General features: G+C 45.4%; 19 protein-coding genes. 17 read left to right on the top strand and 2 right to left on the bottom strand.

The window, feature by feature from the left end:
* Nucleotides 1-189: 189 nt before the first annotated feature.
* The 8 genes from plsX to FYJ66_RS06360 all read left to right on the top strand — a co-directional run bounded on the left by plsX (nt 190) and on the right by FYJ66_RS06360 (nt 12,709).
* Nucleotides 190-1,209, top strand: a complete 1,020-nt coding sequence (gene plsX / locus FYJ66_RS06395) for a phosphate acyltransferase PlsX (RefSeq protein ID WP_154572678.1) — start codon at nt 190-192, stop codon at nt 1,207-1,209.
* Nucleotides 1,199-1,972 carry a ribonuclease III gene (gene rnc, locus FYJ66_RS06390; RefSeq protein WP_235897374.1) on the top strand — a complete coding sequence of 258 codons (774 nt, stop codon included), beginning with the start codon at nt 1,199-1,201 and terminating at the stop codon, nt 1,970-1,972. The genes plsX and rnc overlap by 11 nt, the downstream gene beginning before the upstream one ends.
* Entirely contained in the window at nt 1,973-5,527 is a 3,555-nt protein-coding gene (smc, locus tag FYJ66_RS06385) for a chromosome segregation protein SMC (protein WP_154572677.1), read from the top strand.
* 31 nt (nt 5,528-5,558) lie between these two features.
* Nucleotides 5,559-6,455 carry a signal recognition particle-docking protein FtsY gene (gene ftsY / locus FYJ66_RS06380; RefSeq protein WP_154572676.1) on the top strand — a complete coding sequence of 299 codons (897 nt, stop codon included), beginning with the start codon at nt 5,559-5,561 and terminating at the stop codon, nt 6,453-6,455.
* On the top strand, nt 6,448-7,773 hold the full coding sequence (gene der / locus FYJ66_RS06375) for a ribosome biogenesis GTPase Der (RefSeq protein ID WP_154572675.1): 1,326 nt from the start codon (nt 6,448-6,450) through the stop codon (nt 7,771-7,773). The genes ftsY and der overlap by 8 nt, the downstream gene beginning before the upstream one ends.
* Entirely contained in the window at nt 7,773-10,544 is a 2,772-nt protein-coding gene (plsY, locus tag FYJ66_RS06370) for a glycerol-3-phosphate 1-O-acyltransferase PlsY (protein WP_154572674.1), read from the top strand. The genes der and plsY overlap by 1 nt, the downstream gene beginning before the upstream one ends.
* Before the next feature lie 38 nt (nt 10,545-10,582).
* Nucleotides 10,583-11,914 carry a tRNA (N6-isopentenyl adenosine(37)-C2)-methylthiotransferase MiaB gene (miaB, locus tag FYJ66_RS06365; protein ID WP_154572673.1) on the top strand — a complete coding sequence of 444 codons (1,332 nt, stop codon included), beginning with the start codon at nt 10,583-10,585 and terminating at the stop codon, nt 11,912-11,914.
* A 72-nt stretch (nt 11,915-11,986) separates the two neighbouring features.
* A complete protein-coding gene (locus FYJ66_RS06360) occupies nt 11,987-12,709 on the top strand; it encodes a site-2 protease family protein (RefSeq protein ID WP_154572672.1) in 723 nt (240 codons plus the stop codon).
* An 88-nt stretch (nt 12,710-12,797) separates the two neighbouring features.
* Here FYJ66_RS06360 and FYJ66_RS06355 read toward each other — a convergent pair whose 3' ends face one another.
* Nucleotides 12,798-13,226: an OsmC family protein gene (locus FYJ66_RS06355; RefSeq protein ID WP_154572671.1), complete on the bottom strand. Its 429-nt coding sequence runs from the start codon at nt 13,224-13,226 to the stop codon at nt 12,798-12,800.
* A gap of 302 nt (nt 13,227-13,528) precedes the next feature.
* Between FYJ66_RS06355 and clpB the strand changes: the two genes are divergently transcribed.
* The 4 genes from clpB (at nt 13,529) to FYJ66_RS06335 (ending at nt 19,356) form a co-directional block, all read left to right on the top strand.
* Nucleotides 13,529-16,057: an ATP-dependent chaperone ClpB gene (gene clpB / locus FYJ66_RS06350; protein WP_154572670.1), complete on the top strand. Its 2,529-nt coding sequence runs from the start codon at nt 13,529-13,531 to the stop codon at nt 16,055-16,057.
* A gap of 88 nt (nt 16,058-16,145) precedes the next feature.
* Nucleotides 16,146-17,594 carry a Mur ligase family protein gene (locus FYJ66_RS06345; protein WP_154572669.1) on the top strand — a complete coding sequence of 483 codons (1,449 nt, stop codon included), beginning with the start codon at nt 16,146-16,148 and terminating at the stop codon, nt 17,592-17,594.
* On the top strand, nt 17,591-18,358 hold the full coding sequence (locus tag FYJ66_RS06340; protein ID WP_154572668.1) for a hypothetical protein: 768 nt from the start codon (nt 17,591-17,593) through the stop codon (nt 18,356-18,358). The genes FYJ66_RS06345 and FYJ66_RS06340 overlap by 4 nt, the downstream gene beginning before the upstream one ends.
* A 77-nt stretch (nt 18,359-18,435) precedes the next feature.
* Nucleotides 18,436-19,356 carry an alpha/beta fold hydrolase gene (locus FYJ66_RS06335; RefSeq protein ID WP_154572667.1) on the top strand — a complete coding sequence of 307 codons (921 nt, stop codon included), beginning with the start codon at nt 18,436-18,438 and terminating at the stop codon, nt 19,354-19,356.
* A gap of 40 nt (nt 19,357-19,396) precedes the next feature.
* On the opposite strand, the gene nth is transcribed toward FYJ66_RS06335, so the two are convergent.
* Nucleotides 19,397-20,050 carry an endonuclease III gene (nth, locus tag FYJ66_RS06330; RefSeq protein ID WP_154572666.1) on the bottom strand — a complete coding sequence of 218 codons (654 nt, stop codon included), beginning with the start codon at nt 20,048-20,050 and terminating at the stop codon, nt 19,397-19,399.
* Between the two features lie 148 nt (nt 20,051-20,198).
* Between nth and FYJ66_RS06325 the strand changes: the two genes are divergently transcribed.
* The 5 genes from FYJ66_RS06325 to FYJ66_RS06305 all read left to right on the top strand — a co-directional run bounded on the left by FYJ66_RS06325 (nt 20,199) and on the right by FYJ66_RS06305 (nt 25,903).
* Nucleotides 20,199-20,858, top strand: coding sequence for a GntR family transcriptional regulator (locus tag FYJ66_RS06325; protein ID WP_154572665.1), 660 nt, complete (start codon nt 20,199-20,201; stop codon nt 20,856-20,858).
* Between the two features lie 211 nt (nt 20,859-21,069).
* Nucleotides 21,070-22,080 carry a type I glyceraldehyde-3-phosphate dehydrogenase gene (gene gap / locus FYJ66_RS06320; RefSeq protein WP_154572664.1) on the top strand — a complete coding sequence of 337 codons (1,011 nt, stop codon included), beginning with the start codon at nt 21,070-21,072 and terminating at the stop codon, nt 22,078-22,080.
* 92 nt (nt 22,081-22,172) lie between these two features.
* Nucleotides 22,173-23,357 carry a phosphoglycerate kinase gene (locus tag FYJ66_RS06315; protein WP_154572663.1) on the top strand — a complete coding sequence of 395 codons (1,185 nt, stop codon included), beginning with the start codon at nt 22,173-22,175 and terminating at the stop codon, nt 23,355-23,357.
* Between the two features lie 24 nt (nt 23,358-23,381).
* Entirely contained in the window at nt 23,382-24,155 is a 774-nt protein-coding gene (gene tpiA, locus FYJ66_RS06310; RefSeq protein ID WP_154572662.1) for a triose-phosphate isomerase, read from the top strand.
* 209 nt (nt 24,156-24,364) lie between these two features.
* Nucleotides 24,365-25,903 carry a Y-family DNA polymerase gene (locus FYJ66_RS06305; RefSeq protein ID WP_338070496.1) on the top strand — a complete coding sequence of 513 codons (1,539 nt, stop codon included), beginning with the start codon at nt 24,365-24,367 and terminating at the stop codon, nt 25,901-25,903.
* Nucleotides 25,904-25,936: the final 33 nt, after the last annotated feature.

Genomic DNA, 25,936 nt, shown 5'->3' with positions numbered 1-25,936 from the left:
GCAGATATTATATTGCCCGAATCTAACAATATCAATCAGAAATGTATGTATTTTTATTGCTTTGACATAGCCGCTGCTGGCTGTTATTGTAGGCCTTTCTATGGTACAATATTGTGATTTTCTATGCGAGTCGTTACCGGTAATGCAGGAATCGGTCAGCACCGGTGAATGGCGGCGATTGGAGGAAAAATGAATATATTGATTGATGGTATGGGTGGAGATAACGCTCCCCTGGAAATAGTAAAAGGAGCTGTAAAGGCTGCGGATAAGATCGATGGCAAGATCACCATTATCGGAAGAGAAGAAGAGATCATAAAGGCCTTTGAAAAGATTGGATACACAAAAGGAAAAATAGAAATTGTAAATGCCACAGAGGTGGTAACAAATAATGAAGCCCCTGCAATGGCTGTGAGAAAGAAAAAGGATTCCAGCATTACCCGGGGGATGTCGATGGTAAAGAGCGGAGAGGCAGATGCCTTCCTTTCAGCAGGAAGCACAGGTGCACTTCTTTCGGCAGGCCTGTTTAACCTGGGGAGAATCAAGGGAATTCAGAGACCGGCAATTGCGGCATTTTTCCCTAAGATTGGAAAGAATGACACTACACTCCTGCTTGACTGTGGAGCAAATGTAGAGTCCAAACCGGAATACCTTCTCCAGAACGGTATAATGGGAAGCATTTTTGTTGAAAAGGTAAAGGGAATCAAGAATCCGGAAGTCAGACTTCTCAATGTGGGAGCTGAGGAGGAGAAGGGAGACTCCCTTCACAAAGAAGCCTTTGAGCTTCTGTCCCAGGCAGACATCAACTTCCAGGGCAACTGTGAAGGCAGAGATGTTCCTTTCGGATGCTGTGACGTTTGCGTTACAGACGGTTTTTCCGGAAATGTCTTTCTGAAAAGTTCTGAGGGAGTGGCCATGGCCATAATGGGAAGAATAAAGAGCAAGCTGAAAGAAAGTCCTGTAAGCATGCTGGGTGCTGCCATCGCCGGAAGCAAATTCAAGGAACTGAAGAAGGAATTCGATTATTCTGAAGAAGGGGGAGCTCCTATTCTGGGCCTGAAGGGACCGGTTCTTAAGATGCACGGAAGCTCCAATGCAGATGCGGTTTATAATGCCATACTCAAGGCAGTTCCTTATGTTGAAAACGATGTAACGGGCACAATAGAGAAGGCAGTGGCAGAGTTTAAGGCAAGGGAGCAGGATGAGCAGTAGCATAATGGAAACAGTGAATAATAACGGAAGGCCGCAGACTGAGGACAGAGAAAAGGATTTTTTTCCAGAAACAAATGATTATCCAGAACTGGAAGAAAAACTGGAATATACTTTCCAGAACAAGGCCCTTCTGCTGAACGCTCTGACCCACAGCTCATTTGCTTCTGAGAAGGGAAAGAGCTACAGGTTCAACAATGAACGGCTGGAGTTTATAGGAGATGCTTTTCTGGACGCCATTGTGGGAAGCAAAATATACGATATTGCTCCCGACCAGCATGAGGGATTTCTTTCCAAGACCAGGGCTGCTGTGGTTTGTGAAAGGTCTCTGGCGGAGGTTGCCAGGGAAATCGGACTGGGCAGTTTTATAAGGCTGGGACACGGGGAAGAAACAGGCGGAGGAAGAGAAAAAGATTCTATTCTGGCAGATGCCATGGAAGCTGTCATAGGTGCGGTGTTCAAAGACGGCGGATATGAAAAGGCCCAGAGGCTGGTGCTCATGCTTTTCAGAGATCACATAAGGCTTGCAGTGCAGGGGAAGCTGTACAAGGATTATAAGACAACTCTCCAGGAGAAGCTGCAGAATAAATACAGAAATCCGGAGATTGAATATATAATCCTTGATGAATCGGGGCCGGATCACGATAAGAGTTTTACTGCCCAGATCAGGATTAACGGAAAACCCATGGGCCAGGGACTGGGAAAGAGCAAGAAAGAGGCTCAGCAGGCGGCAGCCCGCCAGGTTATTCTGAAGGGAGAATTTTAGTTGCATTTTAAAAGATTGGAAATACAGGGATTCAAGTCATTCGCAGATCCGGTTGTCATAGATCTGAATGAAGGAGTGACCTGCATCGTGGGGCCTAACGGCAGCGGCAAATCGAATATCTCTGACGCTTTAAGGTGGGTAGTCGGAGAAACCAGTGCCCGTCAGCTGAGAGGCGGCAAGATGGAGGACGTTATCTTCGCAGGGACAGCTTCGAGAAAACCAAAGGGAATGGCTGAAGTTACTCTGGTTATTGACAATGTAGACGGCTCCCTTCCTGTTGAGTACAAAGAGGTGGCTGTTACCCGTCGGATGTACAGATCGGGAGAGACCGAGTATCTGATTAATGGAAATCCTTCAAGACTCCGGGATATAAAAGAGCTGTTCATGGATACGGGAATCGGTGTAGACGGATATTCAATAATCGGTCAGGGAAAGATAGCAGACATAGTTTCCACCAGACCGGAGAACAGAAGAGAAATCTTTGAAGAGGCAGCCGGAGTAGTACTTTACAAGACAAGAAAGGCCGATGCAGAGAGAAAGCTCAATGCAGCTTCCGATAACCTGGAGAGGGTTCAGGACATCATCACCGAACTGGAAGACCGCATAGGGGGACTGAAGACAGAATCTGAGAAAGCCAAAGAATTCCTGAAAATCAGGGAGAGGTACAAATACCTGTCTGTAAACATCACCCTTCACAGCATTGAAGGACTGGTTAAATCAGTAGAGAATGGCCGTGAAGAGCTTGAATCCATTAAGGAAGAATATGAGCAGGCCCTTTCTCTCAGAGATCAGCTGGAGGAAAAAACAGATAATCTCAGGGCGGAGGAAAGCGACCTGAATGAGGAAAATCAAATAACCAACGAAAGGCTCCTCCAGAAGATCCAGGAGCTGAACACAATCAGCAACAAAGGTCAGATCAACAAAGAGAAACTGACATCAATTGCAAAAGATATAGAGAGGCTCACTCTCTCCATTGAAGAAAACAGCAGAAAGCTTCAGGAAGAACAGAAGAATCTTGAAGAGCTGAAACTTCAGGAAAAAGACCTGAACGAAAGTAGAGCAGCTGCCGATCAGGCTTACAAAGAAGCTGCAGCCAGAGTTGAATCTCACTATAATAAAATCAGCATACTGGAAAAACAAATTGATACAGGAAAAGACCGGCTTATCGAGCTGGGCAAAATGAGAGCTTCAAGAAAGGCTGAGATTCAAACCCTTTCTAACTATAAAGAAACCCTTGTTCAGCGAAAGAACAGGATTTTGGAAGAGCACAAAAACAGCGACGGAAACAGAGAAGAAACCAGGAAGAGAGTTGAAGAAGCTGAAAGAAAACTTGCCCAGAAAGAAGCAGAGTCAGGTGAACTGGCAAGATCTTTTTCGGAAATGGACTCCAGGCTTGCTGACCTGAGAAACCAGGTTAATACCCTGGCCTCCAGGGCAGAAGATCTTACGGTGTCCATAGGCAGGAGCATTTCCCGCAAGAACACCATCGAAGAGATGGAAAACAATTATCAGGGTTACAACAATGGTGTAAGGGCCCTGATGCAGGCAGGAACCAGAGGAATAATCGGAACAGTTTCCGATTTGATCACCGTTCCTGATGGCTACGAGCTGGCCATAGAAACGGCCCTGGGTTCACAGCTTCAGAACATCGTATGCTCAGACGATTCTGCTGCAAAGGAAGGCGTTAACTGGCTGAAGAGACATCAGGCCGGAAGAGCTACCTTTCTGCCGGTGACTTCCATAAAGGGCGGATACAGAAATCTGGGCCAGAATGTTCAGAGCGCCAGAGGATTCCTTGGCATAGCCGCAGATATGGTGGAGGCTGAAAAGAAATTTTCCAATATAATAGACTTCCTTCTGGGAAGGGTTATTATTGCCGACACCATGGACAACGCTGTTTCCATGTCAAAGCTGGACGTTCGGGGAATGAGAATCGTAACCCTTGACGGAGAGGTTATTTCTGCCAGCGGTTCCATTACCGGTGGAAAATACAAGAACAAGACAGCAAACATCCTGGGAAGAAAGAAGGAAATCGAAGATCTTGAGAAAAAGATTGCTTCCATGAAGGAAGATCTGAACAGGCTTAAGGTAAACAAAGAAAAGATGACTGATGAGGCCCGCAGTCTCAACGAAGGCAGAAAGGCGCTGAGAGAGAAAATCCAGCAGCATGAGATCCTGATTCAGTCACTTAAGTCTGATGCTGCCCACGCAAAAGAACTGCAGAGAGAAGCCGACAACGCTGAAGGGAAGTTTTCACAGGAAGCCGGTCTCATCGATGGTGATATCAAAAGCACCATGGACAGAATCAGCCAGTACGAAAATGATGTGGAATCCTATAACAAGGAATCTTCCGAAACAGAGAGAATGGTGGAGGAGCTGGAAGAACAGTCAGCTTCATATCAGGATACTGTCAATTCAGATAATGACCAGAAAAACAGGTGCCGCATAGATCTTAAGGAGCAGGAAACAAGAATCCTGGGCCTGAATGAGCTTATCGAAAGAGTAAGAGACTCCATAATCGACCTGGAAGACCAGCTTAGCGACGATCAGGAACAGAAGGCGGGGCTGGAGGAAGAACAGATACTTCTTTCGGACAACAGTCAGGAGGCAGTGGAAAAAAGAGAGACTCTCAGGGCGGAGAAAGCGGCACTTGAGGAAAAACTCAAATCCATCAGTGAAGCCAGAGAGCAGAACGGAAAGAAAAGGGAAGAAACCGCATCCTTACAGAAAGAGAACAACGGCAAAATCAACGACCTTTCAGACCGGAAATACAAGCTGGAAGTCCGTAACACCAGGAATGAAACGTTGTTTCAGGCCCAGAAGGACAAACTCTGGAACGAGTTTGAAATGTCATATGCAGAGGCCCTGGATATGAAGGATGAGGGTTTTGCTGTTACATCTGGAAATAAGGAAGCTAAGGAAATAAAGGTAAGGCTTGCAGAACTGGGAGACGTTAATATTTCTTCTATTGAAGAATACGAGAAGGTAAGCAAGAGATACGGCTTTATGACTGAACAGGCTGCAGATATAGAAGAGGCCATGAAGGAGCTGAGCCGGATCATTACCAATATGGATACGACTATAAAAAAGAATTTCAAGGAGACTTTCGACAAGGTAGCTGTAAACTTCAACGAAACCTTCAAGGAGCTTTTTGGAGGCGGTGCGGCTGAACTCCGTCTGGAGAATGAGTCAGATCCTCTTCAGTCAGGAATTGAAATTTCTGCCCAGCCTCCTGGCAAAAAGCTGAAAAATATAAACCTGATGTCCGGAGGAGAGAAAACCCTTACTGCAGTGGCACTTATGTTTGCAGTTCTTAAAGCCAAGCCGGCTCCCTTCTGTATCCTTGACGAGGTGGAGGCTGCTCTGGACGAGGCAAATATAGAAAGGTTCAGCAATTATCTGAAAGAATTCAAAGAGATTCAGTTTGCATTGATCACACACCAGAAAGCCACCATGGAGCATGCAGATGTTCTGTACGGAATTACCATGCCGGAACAGGGCGTTTCAAGAGTTCTGTCACTGAAACTGGGTGATGACTTCGATCCTGTGGCATGATTGAAGAAAATTTTGCAAGGAGAAACAACATATGGGGTTATTTAGTCAGAAAGGCACATTTAAGAAGCTGACAGAGCATATCACCAATGTTATCGTAGGAAATCCAAACATAGATGAGAATTTCTACGATGAGCTGGAGGAGTCTCTGATAATTTCCGATATTGGCGTAGAAACCACAGAGCACATTATGGAGAGGCTCAGGGAAGAGGTTAATGCCAGGTATATCACCAAGACGGATGATATTAAAAAAACTCTCGAGAGTATTATTGCAGAATTAGTGGACAAGGGAGAGAGAAACAGGTTTTCCAGAGAAAATCCCCTTGTGGTGCTGATGATCGGTATTAACGGAGGGGGCAAAACAACTTCCATAGGTAAGATTGCTGCAATGTGCAAAAAAGAAGGACGGTCTGTCCTCCTTGCGGCTGCAGACACCTTCAGGGCTGCCGCTGCTGAACAGCTGGAAATCTGGGGTCAGCGTACAGGTGTTCGTGTAATCCGGCACCAGGAAGGTACGGACCCTAGTGCAGTAATATACGACGGCATTCAGTCGGCCAAGGCAAACGGTATAGACGTGCTGATCTGTGACACGGCCGGCCGTCTCCAGAATAAGGGAAATCTGATGAAGGAGCTGGAGAAGATGAACCGGGTAATAGACAAGGAATATCCGGAAGCCGCAAGGGAGACCCTTCTGGTTCTGGATGCAACTACGGGAAAAAACGCTGTAAGCCAGGCCAAGGAATTTTCCCAGATAACTGATATTACAGGAATAGTACTTACGAAAATGGATGGAACGGCCAGAGGAGGCATTTCTATTACGGTTGCTGACGAGTTTGACTTGCCAATTAAGTTCATTGGAGTAGGAGAGGGTATAGAGGATCTGAAGGAATTCGATCCTAAGGAATTTGCAGGAGGAATTTTCGATGAGTAAACCTATACTTGCCATTGTTGGCCGGCCAAATGTTGGAAAATCAACATTTTTCAACAGGCTGGTAGGTGAAAGAAGAGCTATTGTAGAAGACGTTCCAGGTGTTACCAGAGACAGAATATACGGAGAAGCTGAATGGAACGGAAAGGAATTCGGCATCATAGATACAGGCGGAATTGAGGCAAGAACTGATGACCCTATTCTGTCTCAGATGAGGGACCAGGCTGTAATGGCCATGGAAATGGCTGACGAGATTATCTTCATGACAGACGGAAAGGACGGCCTCACATCTGCGGATACTGAAGTTGCAGCAATTCTCAGGAGAACAGGAAAGCCAGTAATTCTGGTAGTTAACAAGATTGACAAAATGTCTCAGGCACAGGAGACCCTGTATGATTTTTACGAACTGGGACTGGGGGAACCTGTTCCAATCAGCTCTGTAAACATGCTGAACATCGGTGATCTGCTGGACGACATAGTCAAAGGTTTCCCTGATGATATTTATGACGGATATGATGATGCTACTAAGATTGCAGTCATCGGAAAGCCAAACGTAGGAAAATCCTCTCTTGTCAACGCACTTACAGGAGAAAACAGAGTTATCGTTTCACCTGTGGCAGGTACAACCAGGGATTCTATAGATACTCCATTTGAATATAAGGGAAAAGAGTATATACTTATCGATACTGCCGGTCTCAGGAGAAACAGCAGGATTAAGGAAAATATTGAAAAGTACTCTGTTGTCCGTGCAGTTGCTGCTGTAGAGAGATGTGATGTGTGCGTCCTCATGATCGACGGAGGAGAGGGCCTTACAGAACAGGATAAAAAAATTGCCGGCATTGCTCATGAAGCAGGCAAAGGCCTTATGATTGTAGTGAACAAATGGGATATCGTTCCGAAAGAAACGAACACCATGAGAGACTATGAGAAGAAGATTAAGAGCGAGCTCTTGTTTGCTTCATATGCACCAGTGCTCTTTATCTCTGTTCTTCAGAAGAGGAAAGTCTTCGATGTAATCGATCTTGCAGGTCAGATTGCTGAGAACAGGAAGATGAGGATTCCTACAAGCAAGCTGAACAGCATTATTGAAGATGCAGTAATGATGAGACAACCTCCATCAGATAAGGGCAAAAGGCTTAAGATTTTCTATGGAACTCAGGCAGGTGTTGAACCGCCGCTGTTTTCCTTTACAATTAACTCTCGGGAGCTTATGCATTTTTCCTATTCCAGATATCTGGAAAACAGGATCAGAGATGCATACGGCTTCATGGGAACATCGCTTAAATTCGTCTGGAATGAAAGAAGAGGAGCTGAGAATTAATGAATTCTGTTATCAAGCTTTTGCTTTGCGTTGCCGGATCATACCTGGTAGGAAATATTTCTCCTGCCACACTGATCGGTAAAGCCTACGGTGTAGATATCAAAAAAGTTGGAAGCGGTAATGCGGGAACCACCAACGTCCTCAGAACACTGGGATATGGACCGGCAGCCCTGACGCTGGTAATTGATATCTTAAAGGGATTTCTGTCTGTGAGAATCGGTCTGAATGCAGGAAATCTCCTTTGCGGAGAACTGTGCTTCCTGGCTGTAGTTCTGGGTCACGTTTATCCTGTGTTCTTCCATTTTAAGGGCGGAAAAGGTGTTGCAACATCCTTTGGAGCTGCCTGGGCAATTAACTGGCCAAGTGCTTTTGCCGTGCTTCTGGTTGCGGCAATAGGAGCAGGAACTTCTAAGAAGATGTCAATCGGATCTGTAGCAGCCTGCCTGGCATACCCGCTGCTGGTGCTGTTTTACTATCCAACATTTTTTCCTGTATCAATCATTGTGGCTCTTTTCGTTCTTTACAACCACAGAACCAATATAGTCAGGTTGTACAAGGGAGAGGAAAAGTCCATGTCAGTAGGAAATGTCACTACCTCTGACGATGAACCACAGGAAGATTCAGAGGCCCCAGTTGAGCCAGATAAATCAGGTGAGGCTCATGAGACTGATGAGCAGCTGGCAGAGGAAATCGCTTCTGCAGTTGAAGAAGCTGATGAGCCGGAGACTTCTGCTGAAGGCATTTCAGAGACGGATGAGCCTTCAGATACGTCAGATAATTCTGGTGAAGTAGTATCTGAAAATAATGAATCTGATGAGGTTGTGGAACCTGAAACTGAAACCCTGGAAGAGACAGTATCAGATAATGAACCTGAGGAAGTAGAAGAGAAAGAGCCGGATACAGAAAAGGAAGAAGATCTGAAACCAGTAAGTGAAGATCTTGCTGTATCGGATTCCGAGAATTCCGAGGATTCTGAGGATTCTGAGGAGGAAGACTTATCAGACATCGTGCTGGATGAGCCGGGAGCCGAAACAGGAAACTCAGATGAGGAATTTGCTGAGGCTATTGAAGAAAGTGAGAATAATCAGGAGAAAACAGATGTAAATCCTGTTTATAGTTCTGGCAAAGAAGAGCATCACAAATCAGGGGGATTCATTAACGGCTTGCTGCGTAAGTTCAAGGGTGAGGACAGCAGTGATGAAACTACTGTAATGGAAGAACCTGTTAAGGCTATGGATCTTCAGCCAGATGAGGAAGCAGCCGATATTGAATCAGACAGTGACCTGCAGTGGATATTCAGGGAAGCCATGTCCGGTGATGACGACGGAAAAAGACAGTCCGGGGCTGACACTGAAAGAAACTCTGGATACAAGCCTTCTAAGGGTACTGTGGCCATGATTGCAAGAGGCGGAGAAGCCGGAGTTCCGGGGCAGACTGCAGTTTATTATGGAATGCCAATGCATCCGGAGTATATACCTAAGGATACGGTAGTGGTTAACAGCCCTGTTACAAGAGCAGATGAGATTATTCTTCCTTCAGAGGACAGTTCAGAGACTGCGTCTTCAGACGATGACATTATCCTGGATGACGGGAACAACTCAGGTGAAAATAAAGACGATGAGATCAGCCAGATCCTGAAGGATTCAGAGTTTGCAGAATTTGATCAGCTGGTTGAAGAATCTAAGAGAGAAGAGGCAGCAAAGAAGGCAGAAGCAGCCAGAATTATTCCGAAAGACTATTATAAAGGTCAGAGAAAACACAGGAAGAAGCCAGAAGAAAGAAAGAAGATCGCTTTCATCGGAAACGGAAGCTTTGGTACTGCTCTGGCAAACATGCTGGCTCACAGCGGTCACACAGTAACTGTATGGGGCCGGAACAAAGAGTATGTTTCTCAGATGAGGGAAACAAAGGTTAACAGCAAGTATCTTCCTGAAGTTCTCCTGGCCAGCAGCCTGAGATTTACCCATAATCTGAAGACCGCCGTTCACGGCAAGGACATAGTTGTTTTCTCCGTTCCAGCTCAGAACTTCAGGCAGGTGGCAGAGAGAACTGCAAAGTATCTTCCTGAAGGTGCTATAGTCGTAAACCTGGCAAAAGGAATCGAGACTTTTACAAATAAAACTATGTCTCAGATTGCGGAAGAAATTCTGCCGAATAATAAGTACGTTGTTCTCAGCGGCCCTTCTCATGCGGAAGAGATTGCCAAGAATAAGCCGGCCACCGTTGTGGTTGCTTCTAAAGATCAGAAGGCAGCAGAACTTGTTCAGGATGTTTTCATGTCTGACAAGTTCAGGGTTTACACCAGCGATGACGTTCTCGGTGTGGAACTTGGAGGAGCCCTGAAGAACGTCATTGCCATCGGCACAGGTATTTCTGACGGAATGGGTTTCGGTGACAATGCAAGATCAGCCATCATGACCAGAGGAATCCATGAAATCACCAGACTGGGCGTGACACTGGGAGCTAGAAGCGATACTTTCTCAGGACTTTCGGGAATAGGTGACCTTATGGTTACCTGTGATTCTGACCTGTCAAGGAACAGACGCTGCGGCATCATGATTGGAGAAGGTATCAAGCCTGATGAGGCGGTAAAACAGATAGGAACTGTAGAGGGATTCTATACTGTGGAAGCGGCCTGCAAGCTGGCCGAGAAGTCAGGTGTGGAGATGCCTATCACCCAGGCTGTTAACAAGGTTATCAGCGGAAAGATTACGCCGGCTGAAGCCCTTGACATGCTCATGGGGAGAGACAAGAAAGATGAAAGAAAATAACCGGATGCCAGCTGGATGTCCGGGTTGCGGAAGATTTAATGAATAATATTTACGAGAATTACAAAACATATAAAATAATCACTTTCGGATGCCAGATGAATGAACACGATTCCGAGAATATAAGCGGAATGCTGGAGTCCATGGGAATAAAGGAGGCGGAGACGCCGGAAGAAGCAAACATCGTTGTCATGAACACTTGCAGCGTGAGAGAACATGCTGACAAGCGCTTTTTCGGAATGCTGGGACAATTCAAGAAGAAGAAGGAAGAAGATCCATATTTCATAATGTGTGTCTGCGGATGTATGCCTCAGCAGCCAAGGATCGTTAAAGAGATAAAAGAAAGCTTCGGCTGGACTGATATTGTTTTCGGAACCCAGACAATCAGCCGGTTTCCTCAGCTTCTGCGAAAGAGAATCGAAACAGGGGAAAAGCAGCTTTCGATTATTGAGAACAGCTCCGAGATACCAGAAGAGGACAATGCCAAGCGTCTTCACAAACACAAGGCCCTGGTGAACATCACTTACGGCTGCAATAATTTCTGCACTTACTGCATCGTTCCTTACACCAGAGGCAGGGAAAAGAGCAGGACTATTGCAGAAGTAACTGAAGAGGTCCGCAGGCTGGCAGATGACGGAGTTATTGAGGTCATGCTCCTGGGTCAGAACGTAAATTCCTTCAGGGATCCTTCGGGTGGTGACTTTGCCGATCTGATCAGAGAGATAAACGGCATTCCGGGAATCAGAAGAATCCGGTTCATGACATCTCATCCTAAGGACATTTCTCCGAAGCTTATAGACTGCTACAGGGATTGTGGGAAGCTTTGTCATCAGATCCATCTTCCTGTCCAGTCGGGAAGCGACAGGATTTTGAAGAGAATGAACCGTCATTATGACCGGGAAAAATATCTTTCAATAGTCGCCAGCCTGCGTGAAGCTTGCCCGGATATTGCTATAAGCACGGATATCATCGTAGGTTTTCCGGGAGAAACTGAGGAGGACTTCAAGGATACTCTGAGCCTTGTGGATCAGGTTCAGTATGATTCAGCATTTACATTCATTTATTCCAGGAGAGAAGGAACACCGGCAGCTGTTTTCAAAGACCAGGTTCCTGAAGATGTTAAACACAGAAGACTGATCGAGCTTAATGAGCACATAAACCAGAGTGCTCTCAGAAAAAATCAGAAATATATAGGAAGAACGGAAGAAGTTCTGTGTGAAGGAAGAAGTTCAAGAAACGATATGGCGTGGACCGGAAGAACTGATGACTTCAAACTAGTTAATTTTACAGGGGGCAGAGATACTACAGGGCAGATTGTAAAGGTGAAGATCACTGACGCCAAGACTTTCAGCCTTGACGGAACCCTGGCATGAGGTTAAGAGGTGTACATCTGTGATGTGCACCGATTTTTTCAGAGAACAAACACTGACAGGAGGAAGAATCATTTGAAAAGATTTATGAATTCAGGAACGGCCATTCTTTTGCTAATTCTGCTCATAAGCAATTTTGTGAACGGAGGGCTCCGGGATCCAAGGACGTACTTTTTTAATATGCTCCTCTCTCTGCCGGGAATTGTAATAGGCCTTTCATTTCACGAGTTTGCTCATGCCTGGACTTCATGGAAGCTGGGAGATCCTACTCCTAAGAATCAGGGAAGAGTTACCCTGAATCCTGCTGCTCACTTCGACCCCTTCGGCTTTCTTGCTTTGATGTTCTGCGGCTTTGGATGGGGAATTCCGGTAGAGATAGACAACAGATATTACAAGCATCCAAGGAGAGATGAGCTTCTGGTGTCTGTTGCAGGGGTGGCAATGAACCTGCTGATCGCAGTAGTCCTTTCCTTTGTGACTCATTTTTACATGGGTTCCACAGGTTACTATCAGATGGACCTTAACACTGTACCGGGACTTATCATGACCATCTTGATTCAGGCAATAATCATCAACATCACACTGCTGGTATTCAATATCATTCCACTGCCGCCTCTGGACGGTTTCGGAATCATTACAGAGATTTTTAATCTCAGGAAGAAAAGCTGGTATTATGATTTCTATTCAAAGGGAAACATTATTCTGATTCTGCTCCTCATCGTTGGGGCGGTGAACGGGATTATTTCTCCTCTCATCTCAATTATTTACAAGGCGCTGCTGTACGGAGTGATACTGTAGCCGCTATCGTTTATAAATACTAAAGCAAAAAGGCAGAGCAGGCATGTTCCTGTTCTGCCTTTTTTGAATATGCGCTTATTAAAACAGTTTATTCAAAGACAATATCATTGAATTTGATATTTACTTTTCCTTTCAGAGTGTTGCCAATAGGACAGCCTGCTTCAATGCCCTGTACCAGATTCTTTACATTTTCTTCAGGGGAGCTGCTCTTTACGTGGAAGGTAACGCGGATTTCCTGAAAACCGTTATATTCGCTTCCTTCGTCCAGATCCAGATCTCCCTCAAGCTCTGCAAAGCATTCCTCCAGCTCAACCTGATATCCAGGTGCCATCATAGCAGCCAGGATCGTCAGGCATCCACCATATGAACTGAGAAGGAGCTCAACAGGGTTCATTCCCTTGTCTGTACCTCCGCCTTCTACAGGCTCGTCCATGAGGACCTTGAAACCTCTGGACTGAGCTTCTACCTGAAGACCATCAGAAAGACGTGAAACTTTTGCATTAAATGTACTGATCATTTCTTCAACCTCATCTTTCAAAATTACATGAATAAGATCTGACTGGACCTGTGAATAAGACAGCTCATCTGTTATAAACGCAGATGATAAGTCAAACGCAGCCGTCCCTCAAAAATTATTGCATGATTCATCTTTCTTTTCCAAAAGATAAAATCGATAGCAACAGGCGTACGTTATTGACCTTCACAGAATCGTCACACAAACTGTTAGCACTCTACACAAGAGAGTGCTAAATTAGCATTGTCAAATCAGAGAGGCCAATAAGACGAGACAAATAAAATCCCATTACAAGGAGGGAGATCATGAATATAGAAAAGTATACACAGAAGATGCAGACTGCGGTGATGGATGCCCAGAATCTGGCTGTGGAAAACGGACAGCAGACACTGGAGGTAAGCCATCTGCACCTGGCTATCCTGAACGACAGGGATGGCCTTATTCCAAAGCTTCTGTACGCCATGAACGTGGATGTTGATTCCATGAGGAGGGATGTGCAGGCATCTGTAGACGGGCTGCCGAAAGTAAGTGGCGGAGACGGTCAGGTCTACATGTCAGCAAAACTCAACAAGGTTTTCATTGATGCGGAAAAGACTGCGGCAGATTTCAAGGATGATTATGTCAGCGTAGAACACGCCTATATGGCAATAATCAAAGCCGGTGACCCAGAGACTGACAAAATCCTGAGAAAATACGGGGTAAACAGAGATGAATTTCTGAAAGCCCTGACCATGGTAAGAGGAAACCAGAGGGTAACTAATCAGAATCCTGAGGACAGTTACGACGCACTGAATAAATACGGTACTGACCTGGTTGAAGCAGCAAGAGCTGGGAAACTGGATCCGGTTATTGGCAGAGACCAGGAAATCCGCCGGACAATAGAGATCCTGTCAAGACGTACAAAGAACAACCCGGTTTTGATAGGCGAGCCTGGTGTAGGTAAAACAGCAGTAGTTGAAGGCCTTGCCCAGAGAATCGTAAACGGAGATGTTCCGGAATCCCTGAAAGATAAAACTATTTTTTCACTGGATATGGGTGCTCTGATTGCAGGAGCAAAGTACAGAGGTGAATTCGAGGAGAGGCTTAAGGCTGTACTCAACGAAATCGACAAGTCTGACGGAAACATCATTCTTTTCATCGATGAGATTCACAACATAGTCGGAGCAGGCCGTACTGAGGGCTCCATGGACGCCGGCAACCTGCTTAAACCAAAGCTGGCCAGAGGAGAGCTTCACTGCATTGGCGCCACTACCCTTGATGAATACAGAAAGTACATCGAGAAAGACGCAGCTCTGGAACGCCGTTTCCAGAAGGTTATGGTTGATGAGCCAAGTGTGGAGGATACCATCTCAATTCTGAGAGGCCTTAAGGAAAAGTTTGAAATTCACCACGGCGTAAGGATTACGGACAATGCTTTGATAGCCTGTGCTACATTGTCTAACAGATACATCAGCGACAGGTTCCTGCCGGATAAGGCCATAGATCTGATGGACGAAGCTGCAGCCCGCATAAGGACAGAAATCGACAGCATGCCTTCAGAACTTGACACAATAGAACGTAAGATCATGCAGCTGGAAATAGAACGACAGGCACTTACGAAGGAAACAGATAAGGCAAGCAGAGAAAGGCTGGATGCCATCAACAGCGAGCTGGCAGAACTGAGAGATCAGGATTCTGCTATGAAGGCAAAGTGGGAGAACGAGAAAAAGGATATTGTATCTCTTAAGAGCAAGAAGCAGGAGATAGAAGATATTCGTCACAAGATTGAAGAGGCTGAGAGAGCCTATGATCTGGAAAAGCTGGCAAAGCTTAAATACGGCGATCTTCCTGCTGCAGAGAAAGAGCTGGAAGATGCAAAAAAGAGGCTTAATGCTGAAGACGGAGGCGAGAGAATCCTGAAGGAAGAGGTTGATCAGGACGAGATTCAGGCAGTTATTGCAGAGTGGACTGGAATTCCAGTAGAAAAGCTGGCTGAAACTGAGAGGGATAAACTTCTCCATCTGCCTGAAATACTTCACAAGAGAGTAGTAGGACAGGATGAGGGCATTAATGCTGTTACTCAGGCTATACTCAGGGCAAGAGCCGGCCTGAAAAACGAGAACAGGCCTATTGGTTCATTTATCTTCCTTGGACCTACAGGTGTAGGAAAAACCGAGCTGGCAAAGGCTCTCTGCGAGACTTTGTTCGATACTGAAAAGAACCTTGTCAGAATAGATATGTCTGAATACATGGAAAAGCACTCAGTTTCCAGGCTTGTAGGAGCGCCTCCAGGGTATGTAGGATATGAAGAAGGCGGTCAGCTTACGGAAGCCGTCCGCAGGAAACCATACAGCGTCATCCTTCTGGACGAGATAGAAAAGGCACATCCGGATGTGTTCAATCTCCTCCTTCAGCTGCTGGACGACGGACGTCTCACAGACAACAAAGGCAGGGTAGTTGATTTCAAGAACACAATTGTGATCATGACATCCAACCTCCAGAAAGAGCAGCTCAGCTCCTTCTTCAGACCAGAGTTCCTGAACAGGGTAGATGATATAGTGGTATTCAAGAGCCTTGAAAAGAATCAGATAAAAGAGATTGTAAGAATGACAGTTAACGACCTGGCCGGAAGGCTTAAGGAAAGGAACATAGATCTTGTTCTTACAGACAGTGCCGCTTCCATTATGGCAGATGAATCTTACGATCCTGTATATGGCGCCCGCCCTGTAAAGAGGTACGTTCAGAATCATGTGGAAAACGAAATTGCCAGAATGATAATTGCCGGAGAGGCAGGAGATGGTGACAGAATAAGAATCGGCGAAGAAGGCGGTCAATTGAAATTCTATGTGGAATAGGATATAATCTGTCACAATAATATGGTTTTGTGGAAATAGGTGAAAACGTTGTTTTCACCTATTTCAGTGTAAAGGAGCAAATTCCTTCATGGGCAGGTTAAGGTATTATTTCGCACTTTGGGCAGCAAAGCTGTCGGTTGTGGCATTGAAGATCACCAGACATAATGGAACGAATTTTCCCGGAGTAGTTGCACTCAGGCTCTGCCCGGATTTTCTTGAATATATTAAGAAACCTGACAGGATAATCGGCGTTACTGGAACCAACGGTAAGACCACGGCAACTAATATGACAAGGGATATTCTCCAGCAGATGGGGGAGAAAGTCCTTTGCAACAGCACTGGATCCAATATAGCTACAGGTATTGCCACGGCCTTTATCAGCGGTGTGGGTTTTACTGGGAAATGCCACTACAAGACAGCTGTTCTTGAAATAGATGAGCGCTCGGCCAAGGTGGTTTTCCCTTGTTTTACTCCTGATTACCTTGTTGTTCTCAATCTTTCCAGAGATTCAATAATGAGAAACGGCCATCCGGAATACATCAGGGATTTTCTCACCAGATACATTCCGGAGGATACAAAGGTTGTTCTTAACGCAGACGACCTCATAGCTTCTTCGGTATCCCCGGCAAACGAAAGATTTTTTTACGGGATATCTCCAATGGAAGGTGACAGAACGGAGACAGACAACCTGATCAGCGACCTTCAGATATGCCCGGAATGCAGCGCAAAGCTTAAATACAAGTATATCAGGTACTCCAACATCGGGAGAGCCTTCTGCCCGGAATGCGGTTTTACTGCTCCTCAGTATGATGGCGGAGCCTCATCGGTAAATGAAGAGGACATGAAGTTCACTTACACCCTGTATGAAGGACGCCACCAGCAAAAGGCCGGTGCTGAACTGGGAGAGGGAGCTGGAAATCCTGTTGAGTCCCTTGAGTTTAATATTATGAATTCAAGTACCTTTAACATCTACAATCAGGTAGCTGTTATTTCTCTTTTCCACGTTATGGGCTACAGCCTGGATGAGATCCGGAAGGCTATGGACGGTGTTAACATTACAAAGTCCAGGCTTGGATTCCAGAAGATCGGAGATAAGACAGTAATAAATTTCCTCTGTAAGGAGAAGAATGCCTATGCGGCGTCCAGGGTTTTCGAGAGAATTCACCAGATGGATGGAACTAAGGAAATCCTGATGTTCAATAATTGTATCGGCGATACCCATCACTGGTCTGAGAACATATGCTGGATGTATGATGCAGACTTTGAATTTCTCAATGATCCCTCTGTCAAACAGATTATTGTTTATGGAGACAGAGGCCGGGATCTCAGGCTCAGAATGCTTCTTGCGGGAATCAGTGAGGATGTGATTACTTACGTGGAAAAACCGGAGGACGGCGTTTCGAAACTTAAACTGCCTGAGGGGGACAATATCTACGTGCTCTACGGTACGGATTCCTTTGATCTGGGAATGAAGACCAGGGAGCAGGTAATAGACTATGTCAGCAAGATGGACAGAGAGGAGGCAGGACTTAAATGATTGTTGAATCATTGTATCCTGAGGTTGCCAACCTTTATGGTGAACAGGCAAATGTAAGATATCTGAAGCAGTCCTGTAACTGTACTGTTATTGAGACTTCTCTTAATGAGAAGCCGGCCTTCCTTTCAGGGAGAAAAGTGGACCTGGTCTATCTTGGAACTTTGACGGAAAGAGGGCAGGAGCTGGTTGTTGAAAGGCTTAAACCCTTCAGGGATGACCTGGTTAATGCAATTGAGAAGGGGCAGAGATTCCTGGTTACGGGAAATGCTCTTGAGGTTTTTGGTTCAGGAATAACTGACCTTGACACAGAGCTTATGGAAGATGGAGCAAGTACTTTTACAGAATGCCTGGATATTTTCCACTTCCATACGGAGAGGAGGATGCTTCACCGCTTTAACTCTCTGTATCACGGTAGGTTTGTCTGCTCAGGGGAAGGAGAGAAGTCAGGCATTGAAACTGATATTGTAGGTTTCAAGAGTCAGTTTACCCAGTCATATTGGGATGAGAAGCCGGAGCCTCTGTTCAGCAATGTGAGAGGAGAAGGCTTCGGCACAGAAAACTCTGGAGAAGGAATCTGGTACAGGAATTTTATGGCAACATATATAATCGGTCCACTGCTGGTGGTAAATCCCCCTTTCACTAAATGGCTTATGGGGGAGTGCGGTGTTTGGGCGCCCCGGTTGGCAATGGAAGATGCGTCCATGGATGCGTACAGACAGAGACTCAGAGAGTATTCTGAACCTGACAGAGGATTTGTTTATTAATCTATTAAGGAGAGTTCTCCTTAATAGATTCCCTGCAGTTGTTTCGGTATTTATTGATCAGGAATTGGTGACTTGTTATGGTGAAAAAAGAATTCTACAGGAGAGCTTGCAACGGTGAAGGTCAGGTATATACAACAGCCTTTGAAAGTGATAATCCAAAGGGAATAGTTCAGATTGTACATGGAATGAGCGAGCATTCCGGCAGATATGATGACCTGGCAGAAAGGCTGCAGAAAGAAGGATATTCTGTTTATGCCATGGATCTTACCGGGCATGGAATAAGCCAGCAGGGCCATAAAGGAGCTTTCGCTATGGAGGCCGGTGGATTTAACTGCCTTGTTGACGATATAGAATCTTTGTTCAGATTTGCAAAAAAAAGATCAGGAAACTGCCCGAATATCATTATTGGAATGGGAATGGGCGCTACCCTGGCGCTGCTTCACTGTGCTGAATACGGATCTGAGGAGCTTCTTATAGGCATCGGCCAGATTTCCAATCCTGCAATGGCAGGACCTATTCATACTGCTGCTGCCAACCATGTGCGTATGTACGGATATAACAGCGTATCCATGGCGGTTCACAACATGTTCATGGATCACGTTAAGATGCCAGGCACCAGTCCTGTAAATCAGTATTACTGGCTCAGTTCCGATGAAGGGGAAATAAAAGCCTATGTAGATGATCCGGACTGCGGTTTTCCTCTGACTTCTTCTGCCTACAAAGAGTTCATAGAGGGAAACAAGGCTCTGATAAAGGATATTAAGAAGGGCAGACTTAAGGATATTCCAATATACCTGATGTGCGGAAGCATGGACGATCTCGGAGGTTATTCAAAGGCATCAAGGGACATTGCCAAACTTATGAGTAACAACGGGTCAAGCCAGGTGGCAGTCAAGGTATACAGAAACGGAAAACATGATATTCTCCACGACTTCTGCAGAGATGAGGTTATGGATGATATATGTTCGTGGATAGGTCACAACATCCACGTTATGTAGTCAATAGTCATATAATATCTATCACGCAGGCACCCGGAGATCAGAGAATCTCCGGGTGCCTGCAGTGTTCCAGTATGGGGCAGCGGTTGCACTGAGGCTTGCGGGCGCTGCAGCACCTTCTGCCGTGGAATATAAGGAGATGATGGGCTTCGGTCCATCTTTTTTCAGGAAGAACAGCCATAAGCTGTGTCTCTGTTTCCAGAACACTTTCAGAGTTTGACAGACCGATGCGGTTTGAGACCCGGAAGACATGAGTGTCCACGGCTATCCGCTGTTCTCCGAATCCCTCTGCCAGAACGACGTTGGCAGTTTTTCTACCAACGCCCGGAAGTTCTGTGAGCTTCTTGAAATCCCCTGGAACAACGCCATCATATTTTTCCATAAGCACCTGGGACATGGAGATTATATTCTTTGACTTATTCTTGTACAGTCCGATTGACCTGATGATGTCTATTACTTCACCCTGGCTGGCAGCTGCAAGGTCTTCCGGTTCCGGAAAACGCCGGAACAGTTCCGGGGTTATTTTGTTAACGCTGACGTCGGTGGTCTGTGCTGACAGCATCACGGCCAGCAGGAGATGGTAAGGTGAATCGTAGTGGAGAGCACATCCTGCTTCAGGATACTCTTCTTTCAGGAGGTCCAGTATTTCTGCGGCCTCTTTTTTTGTTATTTTACTTCTGTTTGTTTTAGACATAATGGTTATCCTCAGCATAACTGAATAGCTTCATATATTAGTTGCTTCTTATTTATACCACGGTATTGACAAAAGAACATATGATTTTATAATTGTATACAACAAACTGAAGCTTGATTTTGAATACAAAATCGAAACAGGAGGGGATATGATGCCGACAAAAACAGTTGACGACAGACCGCTGTCAGGCAGCCTGTTTATTCAGATACAGAAGGACATTCTTTCGGGAAAGGTTAAACCCGGAGAAAAGCTTACAGAGCAGACTATCTGTAAGCAATATAATGTAAGCCGCACACCGGTGAGGGAAGCGTTCAGACAGCTGGAATCAGACGGACTCATTGAAAATGTACCTAACAGAGGTGCATTTGTAATCGGTCTCAGCCGAAGAGATATTTCGGATCTCTTTGATCTTAGAAAAATATTTGAGGTTCAGGCTGTACAGTGGGCTATTGAGCGCATGGATGAAAAAGAAGTTGATAAGCTGAAGGAAAAAATTGAGATGATGGAGTTTTACACCACTAAGAAGAATGATGTAAAACAGGTGCTCAATTTAAACTCTGAATTCCATAATCTGATATATAAAGGAACTAAGGACAGAATGCTTTATAAGACATTGTCCACTTACCAGACATATTTGAAGCATTCAGCTCCTCCAAAGACCTTCTCAGATGATTATCTTAAGACAATTTTGAACGAGCACATGGCAATCTTTGATGCTTTTGAGACTCATAACGTAGCTGCCGGAAGGGAAGCCATGGAGTATCACATGGAGCAGTCAAAGCTGAGAAGAATGAGCAAGTATTTCTAATATGGAAAAACCACAGGCCCGGGGATTAATTCCCCGGGTTATTTTCTTTTCTGAGAAAATGTGCGTGAGACCCGCCCAATGGCAGAAACTTTGCACTATTGAAAAAACAAGGCGTTGCTGTTATCATTTTATTATATGTTCCGGCTTCCCCAAATTGCCGGAGCAGATAAATGTAATGTTTGTTTTCCAATTTATCAGGAGGAAATAGGAAATGGCAAGAATCGGCATAAGCGGTTTCGGAAGGATCTCAAGAGTTGTAATGAGAGCTGCACTGGATTTCGATGACATTGAGATCGCAGGAATCAATTATCGTAACTCAAGTCTTGATTATATCAGGTACATGCTGAAGTACGATTCCACTTTCGGACGCTTTCCACGGGAGATCGATACATATTCTGACGGAATAATTATCGATGGCAAGAAGATCCCTGTATTCATGGAGAATGATCCGCGAAACATCCCATGGGGAGAAGTTGGAGCAGATTATATCGTTGAGGGAACCGGTGCTTACAACACAAAGGAGAAGGCACAGGCTCATCTCGATGCAGGAGCAAAGAAAGTAATTATTTCAGCACCTGCCAAAGATGATTCTCCTACATTCGTATACGGTGTAAATCACCAGGAATACAAGCCAGAGTACAACGTAGTTTCCAACGCATCATGTACTACAAACTGTCTGGCACCTATATGTAAAGTTCTGTATGACAAGTGGGGCATTTCAGAAGGACTTATGTCAACCATTCACGCAGCTACTTCCAAGCAGAAAGTTATCGACGGCAGATCAAACGGTGACTGGAGAAGGGGAAGATGTGCATTTAACAGCATTATCCCTACAACAACAGGAGCTGCAAAGGCCGTAGCTCTGGTAATTCCTGAACTGAAGGGCAAGATGACAGGAATTTCATACAGAGTTCCTACCGCAGACGTATCTCTGATCGATCTTAATGTTTTCCTTCAGAATCCTACAACATACGAAGAAATCTGCAAGGAGATCAAGAGAGCTTCCCAGGAGGAGATGAAAGGTATCATCGAATATACAGATGAGGAAGTTGTTTCCATCGACTTCGTAGGAGACCCTCACGCTTCCATATTCGATGCTGTACAGGGCATTCAGCTTAACGACAAGGTATTCAAGATAGTAGCATTCTACGACAACGAGTTTGGATACAGCACACAGCTTCTTAAGCTGATCAGGCACATGGATTCTGTAGACAACAAGTAGTTCATATCCAGATATTGATTTCCATGGCTGCAGTCCATTAATGGACCGCAGCCTGTTGGTTTGATACGAGAAATTCATTTCAGGAGAAAATCATGAAAAAGACGGTAAGAGATATTGAATGGGCAGGAAAGACTGCCGTATGCAGATGCGATTTCAATGTACCTCTTGAAGACGGCAGAATCACAGATGACACAAGAATCAGAGCATCTCTCCCTACAATCAGTTATCTGGTAGAGAATGGAGCCTGCGTGGTTCTCATGTCCCATCTGGGAAGACCTAAGGGAGAACCAAAGGCTGAATTAAGCCTGGCACCAGTTGCGGCAAGGCTTTCCGAACTTCTGGGGCAGAAGGTTGAATTCATCAGCAGCGACGAAGTTGTAAACCAGGAAGTTGCAGAAAAGGTAAAAGCTCTTGAACCTGGTCAGGTGGCCCTGCTTCAGAATGTAAGGTTCCGCAAAGAGGAGGAGAAGAACGATCCTGAATTTGCAAAATCACTGGCTGGTCTGGGAGATGTTTTCGTACAAGATGCTTTTGGAACTTCTCACAGAGCTCACGCATCCACAACGGGCATTGCAGATTACATTCCTGCTGTTTCAGGATTTCTGATTGAAAAAGAGCTGAAGTTCCTGGGTGATGCTGTGGAATCACCGGAAAGACCTTTTGCAGCCATTATGGGCGGTGCTAAGGTTAAGGATAAGCTGCCTGTTATCATCAATCTGCTGGATAAGGTGGACATGCTCTTTATTGGTGGCGGAATGTCTTACACATTCTCGAAAGCCCAGGGTTACGAGATAGGTAAATCACTCTTTGATGAGGAAGGATTCGGAATGATTCCTGAAATCATGGAGAAAGCCGCTGAAAAGGGGGTAAAAATCTTTACGCCTGTTGATGCTGTAATGGCTGATCAGTTCAGTGCCGATTCACCGGCTGCAGTTTTCCCTGTGGACAAAATGGACCCGGAGAAAATGGGAATGGATATTGGACCGGAGACAGTTAAGTTGTATACTGAAGAGCTGTCAAAGTCAAAAACTGTTGTCTGGAACGGACCTATGGGAGTCTTTGAGATGGACAGGTTTGCTGAGGGCACAAAGGCAATAGCCAACTGTCTGGCCAGCCTGGATGCCGTTACCATCGTCGGCGGCGGTGATTCAGCAGCTGCTGCCGCAAAGTTCGGAGTAGCTGACAAGATGACTCATATTTCCACAGGCGGAGGTGCAAGCCTGGAGTTCCTGGAAGGCAAAGTACTGCCGGGAATTGCCTGTCTTGACGAAAAATAACTGATTGAATACTGGAGGATATCAATGGGAGACAAGAATTTCCTTATTGCAGGAAACTGGAAGATGAACAAAACCATCGCCGAAGCGAAGGAGTTTGCAGATAAGTTCAAGGGTATTATGCCTGATAATGGTGAGGGCATCGCAATTATTGCTCCGTTTACACAGCTTCAGGCTCTTAAAGAATCGTTTAAAGATACTGAAGTCATGATTGGAGCCCAAAATGTTCATTATGAACAGTCTGGAGCTTATACAGGAGAAATCTCAGTTAAGATGCTGAAGGAAATCGGAGTCGACTGCTGCGTTATCGGCCATTCCGAAAGAAGGCAGTATTTCAATGAGACCGACGAGGCGCTGAACAAGAAGCTGAAGGTGCTTCTTGAAAATGATATTACTCCTATCCTCTGCGTAGGCGAGCCTCTCGAAGTCAGAGAAAAAAACGAGCACATGGGATACGTAGGAGGTCAGCTTTTCGAAGATCTGAAGGATATTGACCCACTGCAGGTGAGAAAGATCGTAATCGCCTATGAGCCTATCTGGGCCATTGGAACTGGAAAGACTGCAACACCAGAACAAGCAGACGACATGTGCGGATTTATCCACTCTATTGTCGCCGGGTACTGCGGAGATGAAGCAGCCGCAGGTCTTAAAGTTCTCTATGGTGGAAGCATGAAACCGGGGAACGCAGAGGCTCTACTGAAGCAGAAAGGAATCTGCGGAGGCCTTATAGGTGGAGCAAGTCTGAGCCCTGAAAGCTTTGTGGACATTTGCAACATTGCGTCAGAAATGAAAAATAAATAGTTTCATCCTGCTGACATTTACAGGAATTGGAAGGCACCTTCATATGAGGGTGTCTTTTTCTGTATGATGCGATGTTATTCTTTGAAGATATCCGGGAGGCAAAAATAAGAAACAGTTGGAACATGGTGTGAGATATGATATAATTCTGATGAAAAAACGAACAGATGTTCTTAAAATTGCGGCATCTGATTCAGAAAGGAGGAGCCGGATTGGCAGAATTACCGGAGAACCGGGTGTATATAGCTATAGATCTTAAATCCTTTTACGCATCTGTGGAATGTGCAGAGCGGGAGCTGGATCCACTGTCCACCAACCTGGTGGTTGCTGATGAAACGAGAACCAGCAAGACTATTTGCCTTGCGGTTTCACCTTCACTGAAGGCCTATGGAGTTCCTGGCAGACCAAGGTTGTTTGAAGTGGAACAGAAGGTGGAGCAGATAAACAGAGAACTGGCATCGAGGGCAAAGGGAAGAAAACTTACAGGATACTCCTGGGATGACTGCAAAGTGCGGAGAGATCCGTCCATAGGGGTTTCATATATTACCGCCACTCCAAGAATGGGGCTCTATATGGAGTACAGCACCAGAATTTATGACATTTATCTTAAGTATGTGGCACCTGAGGATGTGCACATATATTCAGTAGATGAGGTTTTTATTGATGCCACCCATTATTTAAAGGCCAGAGGGCAGAATGCCCGGGAGTTTGCCATGACAATGATAAGGGATGTGCTGAGAGAAACAGGAATAACGGCTACGGCTGGCATAGGTACTAATATGTACCTTTGCAAGATAGCCATGGACATTGTGGCGAAGCACATTCCGGCTGACGAGAATGGAGTGCGTATAGCCAGCCTTGATGAACTTACATACAGGAGGCTTCTCTGGAATCACAGACCACTTACGGATTTCTGGCGTGTAGGCCCGGGATATGCCAGGAAACTTGAGGCCAATGGCCTTTATACGATGGGAGATGTGGCAAGATGTTCAATAGGCCGTAAGGGGGATTTCCATAACGAAGACCTTCTGTATAAGCTGTTTGGAGTGAACGCGGAACTCCTTATAGACCATGCATGGGGATGGGAGCCTTGTACAATCAAGGATATTCATGAATACAGCCCGGAAGTCAGGAGTATCAGCCAGGGACAGGTCCTCAGCATGCCATATACATATGAAAAGGCTGGAATAATAGTCAGGGAGATGACAGATCTCCTGACCCTGGACCTGGCGGAAAAGGGACTGGCGGCAGACCAGTTGGTGCTTACTGTTGGATACGACAGTGAGTCGCTGACAAGACCAGAGATAAGAAAAAAATACAAGGGCAAAGTGAAGAAGGATCATTACGGAAAGCTGGTGCCCGTTCATGGTCACGGTTCTGCGAATCTGGGAGAACACACATCATCACCAGGAGCCATAATGAAAGCTGTCATGGCTTTATATAAGAAGGTGGTGAATCCGGATTTACTAGTTAGACGAATTTATGTAGTAGCTAACAACGTAATTCCTGAGAGCAGAGTAAATAACGAAGAGAAATACAAGCAGATCAGTATATTTGATTCACCCGGTATGGCAGATGATAGCAGTGAGAGTCAGAAGCAGGAAGAATTGAAGAAAGAAAAGAGCATGCAGAAGGCTATCCTCGCCGTCAAGGAAAGGTATGGGAAGAACGCAATGTTTAAAGGTGTGGATCTTGAAGAGGGAGCCACTACACTGGAAAGAAACAGACAAATCGGCGGCCATAAGGCCTAGACCAACTGAAATTTAAGAGGATGAACGAGGTGA

This window comes from Allobaileyella intestinalis, from assembly GCF_009695865.1.
In the GTDB taxonomy this organism is placed as follows: Bacteria; Bacillota; Clostridia; order Peptostreptococcales; family Anaerovoracaceae; genus Allobaileyella; species Allobaileyella intestinalis.
The sequence above is the reverse complement of the archived record's forward strand: the minus strand, read 5'-3'. Positions and strand labels throughout refer to the sequence as shown.

Coding starts and splice junctions, on each gene's coding strand:
- plsX (WP_154572678.1), top strand. CDS start 190: ATGAATATATTGATTGATGGTATGGGTGGAGATAACGCTCCCCTGGAA.
- FYJ66_RS06335 (WP_154572667.1), top strand. CDS start 18,436: ATGGTGAAAAAAGAATTCTACAGGAGAGCTTGCAACGGTGAAGGTCAG.
- rnc (WP_235897374.1), top strand. CDS start 1,199: ATGAGCAGTAGCATAATGGAAACAGTGAATAATAACGGAAGGCCGCAG.
- FYJ66_RS06355 (WP_154572671.1), bottom strand. CDS start 13,226: ATGATCAGTACATTTAATGCAAAAGTTTCACGTCTTTCTGATGGTCTT.
- clpB (WP_154572670.1), top strand. CDS start 13,529: ATGAATATAGAAAAGTATACACAGAAGATGCAGACTGCGGTGATGGAT.
- FYJ66_RS06315 (WP_154572663.1), top strand. CDS start 22,173: ATGAAAAAGACGGTAAGAGATATTGAATGGGCAGGAAAGACTGCCGTA.
- gap (WP_154572664.1), top strand. CDS start 21,070: ATGGCAAGAATCGGCATAAGCGGTTTCGGAAGGATCTCAAGAGTTGTA.
- ftsY (WP_154572676.1), top strand. CDS start 5,559: ATGGGGTTATTTAGTCAGAAAGGCACATTTAAGAAGCTGACAGAGCAT.
- plsY (WP_154572674.1), top strand. CDS start 7,773: ATGAATTCTGTTATCAAGCTTTTGCTTTGCGTTGCCGGATCATACCTG.
- nth (WP_154572666.1), bottom strand. CDS start 20,050: ATGTCTAAAACAAACAGAAGTAAAATAACAAAAAAAGAGGCCGCAGAA.
- FYJ66_RS06340 (WP_154572668.1), top strand. CDS start 17,591: ATGATTGTTGAATCATTGTATCCTGAGGTTGCCAACCTTTATGGTGAA.
- FYJ66_RS06325 (WP_154572665.1), top strand. CDS start 20,199: ATGATGCCGACAAAAACAGTTGACGACAGACCGCTGTCAGGCAGCCTG.
- tpiA (WP_154572662.1), top strand. CDS start 23,382: ATGGGAGACAAGAATTTCCTTATTGCAGGAAACTGGAAGATGAACAAA.
- der (WP_154572675.1), top strand. CDS start 6,448: ATGAGTAAACCTATACTTGCCATTGTTGGCCGGCCAAATGTTGGAAAA.
- FYJ66_RS06345 (WP_154572669.1), top strand. CDS start 16,146: ATGGGCAGGTTAAGGTATTATTTCGCACTTTGGGCAGCAAAGCTGTCG.
- miaB (WP_154572673.1), top strand. CDS start 10,583: ATGAATAATATTTACGAGAATTACAAAACATATAAAATAATCACTTTC.